This is a genomic window from Mesorhizobium sp. M7A.F.Ca.CA.002.15.2.1, assembly GCF_003998715.1.
Lineage (GTDB): Bacteria > Pseudomonadota > Alphaproteobacteria > Rhizobiales > Rhizobiaceae > Mesorhizobium > Mesorhizobium ciceri.
In genome coordinates, this window is the sequence record NZ_RZPI01000768.1 from 1 (window position 1) to 2468 (window position 2468).

Sequence of the window (2468 nt, forward strand, 5' to 3'; positions counted from 1 at the left end):
TCCTCCAGCCGCGCATGGACGGCGGCGACATGCGAGGACGAGCATCGCTTCGTCGTGTCGTGCTCGTCCTCGCATGTCGCCGCCGTCCATGCGCGGCTGGAGGAATGGCGCCAGGACCGTTTTGGCCGCGGCGCCGTCTACATCCACAACGCCACACCGGACATGGCGACACTGACCGTTTCGGGGCCAAATGCCCGCAAGCTGCTGGAAAAGCTGCATCTTGGCCTCTCGCTCGACGATGCCGACCTGCCGCATATGGCGATCGGTCATGGCACTTATGCCGGCGACGAAGTCCGCATCGCCCGCGTCAGTTTCACCGGCGACAGGAGCTACGAGATTTCGATCCGGGCCGACCACGCCGAGCCGCTATGGGCGCATCTGCGCGAGGCCGGCCAGGCGCTCGACGCCATCGTCATCGGCCTGGAGGCGCTGATGATCCTGCGTGCCGAAAAGGGTTTTATCGTCATCGGCAAGGACACCGACGGCACCACATTGCCGCATGATCTCGGCGTCCACGGTCCGCGGGCCAAACGCAAGACCGAGTTCGTCGGCCGCCGCTCATTGTTCACCGAGGAGGCGTCGCGTGACAATCGCATGCAGCTTGTCGGGCTGGCAGTGCCGCAAGGCGAAGCACCGCTGCCGACCGGCGCGCATGGCATCAAACGGATCGACGGCAGATTGCGCAGCCAGGGCTTTGTCACCTCGAGCTACCAGAGCCCGACGCTTGGCCGCCCGGTTGCGCTTGGGCTGATAGAGCGCGGCGCGACGCGGCACGGCGAGACGATTGACATCCAGTATCTCGGCAAGATCAGCAAGGCGACAATTACCGCCCCTTGCGCCTTCGACCCGGCAGGAGACCGGCTGCATGCGTGATCTCGCGGAAAAATGGTCCGTTGCACCGGACTGGCAATCGGCGGTGATCAAGGTGCCCGGCCTTGTGGTGCGCGCGGTCTGCGGCCTCAACCAGTTGCTGGTCAGCGGCGACCTCGACGCGTGGGCGCGGGCTTCGAGCGCCGACGGGAACGGAGTCGGAGCCTTTGGCACCGCACAAGGTGACCGCTATGCGGCGCGACTGGCGCGCGACCGGCTGCTGATCGTCTCGAACAGCCCGCTTGCCATCGCCTCGGGCTGGCACACAGACGGGTTCGCGGTGACGGCGATCAGCGCCGGGTTGCAAATGTTCGAGGCCGAGGGCACGGCGCTCGACGCTTTCATCGCGCGTGGAACGACGCTCGATCCCAGCCAAGCGAGCGCCAGTGCAGCGCTGTCCTTCGCCGACATCAGCGCCGTCGTCTATCGCCATGACGCCAAGCTGCGCATCCATGTCGATCGCGGTCTTGCCGCCTATCTCTGGACATGGATGGAAATTGCCGCCGGCAACATCGCCGCAGGATCAGCGAAGTAGCCGGTTACGGCTGGTCAGAGTGTGAACGACCAGAACAGGCAGGCCAGCGTCGCAGCGGCAAAGACGACGAAGAACAGGCTGCGCAGCAGCACGTTGCGGCGCAACTCGTTCATGACAAAGTGACAACCGACGATCGCCGCGGCAAACAGGAACCGCCAGTTCAGCAATGTCCACACGGCGCTGCCCTGCCCGAACGCCCATCTGGCGACCATACAGCCGACGATGGTCGCAAACAGTGCGATCACGGTCCAGAAAAGGGCATCGGCGGCATGGGTCAGGACGATACCGGCCGCCCTTATCGGCAGGATCATCATCAGCATCGCGCTGAAGAAATAGACGGCGGCAATCGGGATGAACACGCCGGCGTCGGCAATGCCGTCAAGGCGCCTGACGCCGATCGCGCCATAGGGATAGCCGTGCCTGGCGACAGCCAGGCTCAACGCCATGAGCAAGGCGGTCAGCACGGCGACCAATGCGAAGGATGTGAGGGCTTTGCTCATGACGTTCCTGTCCCAGACGAATCAGACAGGAACGGTTTTAGCGGTCGGTCGTAAATTGCGCGTAAGCGGGGGCGCTGCCCTCACGGATTTCGTTCAGTTCAATCTGGCTGACGACAGGCTATTCAGCGGCGATCCGGCCTGCCGAACGATTGGCCAGCACAAAGCCGACCTCGTCGACCGCCTGCGCCGCACGCTTAAGGATCGCCTCGGAGCGCAGCACGCCGTCGGTGAAATCCTTGTCGGTGGCGTAGACGGCGGTGGGCAGCGCAAAGGCCTCGAAGAAGCCGAACAGCGGCCGCAGCTGATGCTCGACGATCAAGGCAGGGCGCTCGCCACCGCCGGTCGCCGTCAGCACGATGGGCTTTCCCCGCAATGCCGCCGGATCGATCAGGTCGAAGAAATGCTTGAACAGGCCGGTATAGCTGCCCTTGTAGGTCGGCGAGCCCACGACAAGCACGTCGGCGGCGAGGATTTGTTCCAGGATCGCGTGCGCCTGGCCGTCGAGATCGCGGGCCCATTTCGCCGTTCCCAGCGACGGCCCGAGATCCTCGATATCATAGGTG

Annotated in this window: 4 protein-coding genes; 2 read left to right on the forward strand and 2 right to left on the reverse strand. The window is 64.4% G+C overall.

Features of this window, described 5'->3' with window-relative positions:
- Both ENZ74_RS28960 and ENZ74_RS28965 read left to right on the forward strand, forming a co-directional pair.
- Positions 1-873: aminomethyltransferase family protein (locus ENZ74_RS28960; RefSeq protein WP_245471028.1), on the forward strand; the 873-nt coding region annotated here is incomplete at its 5' end.
- Positions 866-1405, forward strand: coding sequence for a hypothetical protein (locus ENZ74_RS28965; RefSeq protein ID WP_063169863.1), 540 nt, complete (start codon positions 866-868; stop codon positions 1403-1405). The genes ENZ74_RS28960 and ENZ74_RS28965, both read left to right, overlap by 8 nt.
- A gap of 14 nt (positions 1406-1419) precedes the next feature.
- On the opposite strand, the gene ENZ74_RS28970 is transcribed toward ENZ74_RS28965, so the two are convergent.
- Together ENZ74_RS28970 and ENZ74_RS28975 are read right to left on the reverse strand one after the other, a co-directional pair.
- Complete coding sequence (locus tag ENZ74_RS28970; protein ID WP_063169862.1) at positions 1420-1905, reverse strand: hypothetical protein; 486 nt, start codon at positions 1903-1905, stop codon at positions 1420-1422.
- A 118-nt stretch (positions 1906-2023) separates the two neighbouring features.
- A partial coding sequence (locus tag ENZ74_RS28975) for an NAD(P)H-dependent oxidoreductase (protein WP_127313192.1) occupies positions 2024-2468 on the reverse strand: 445 nt, incomplete at its 5' end.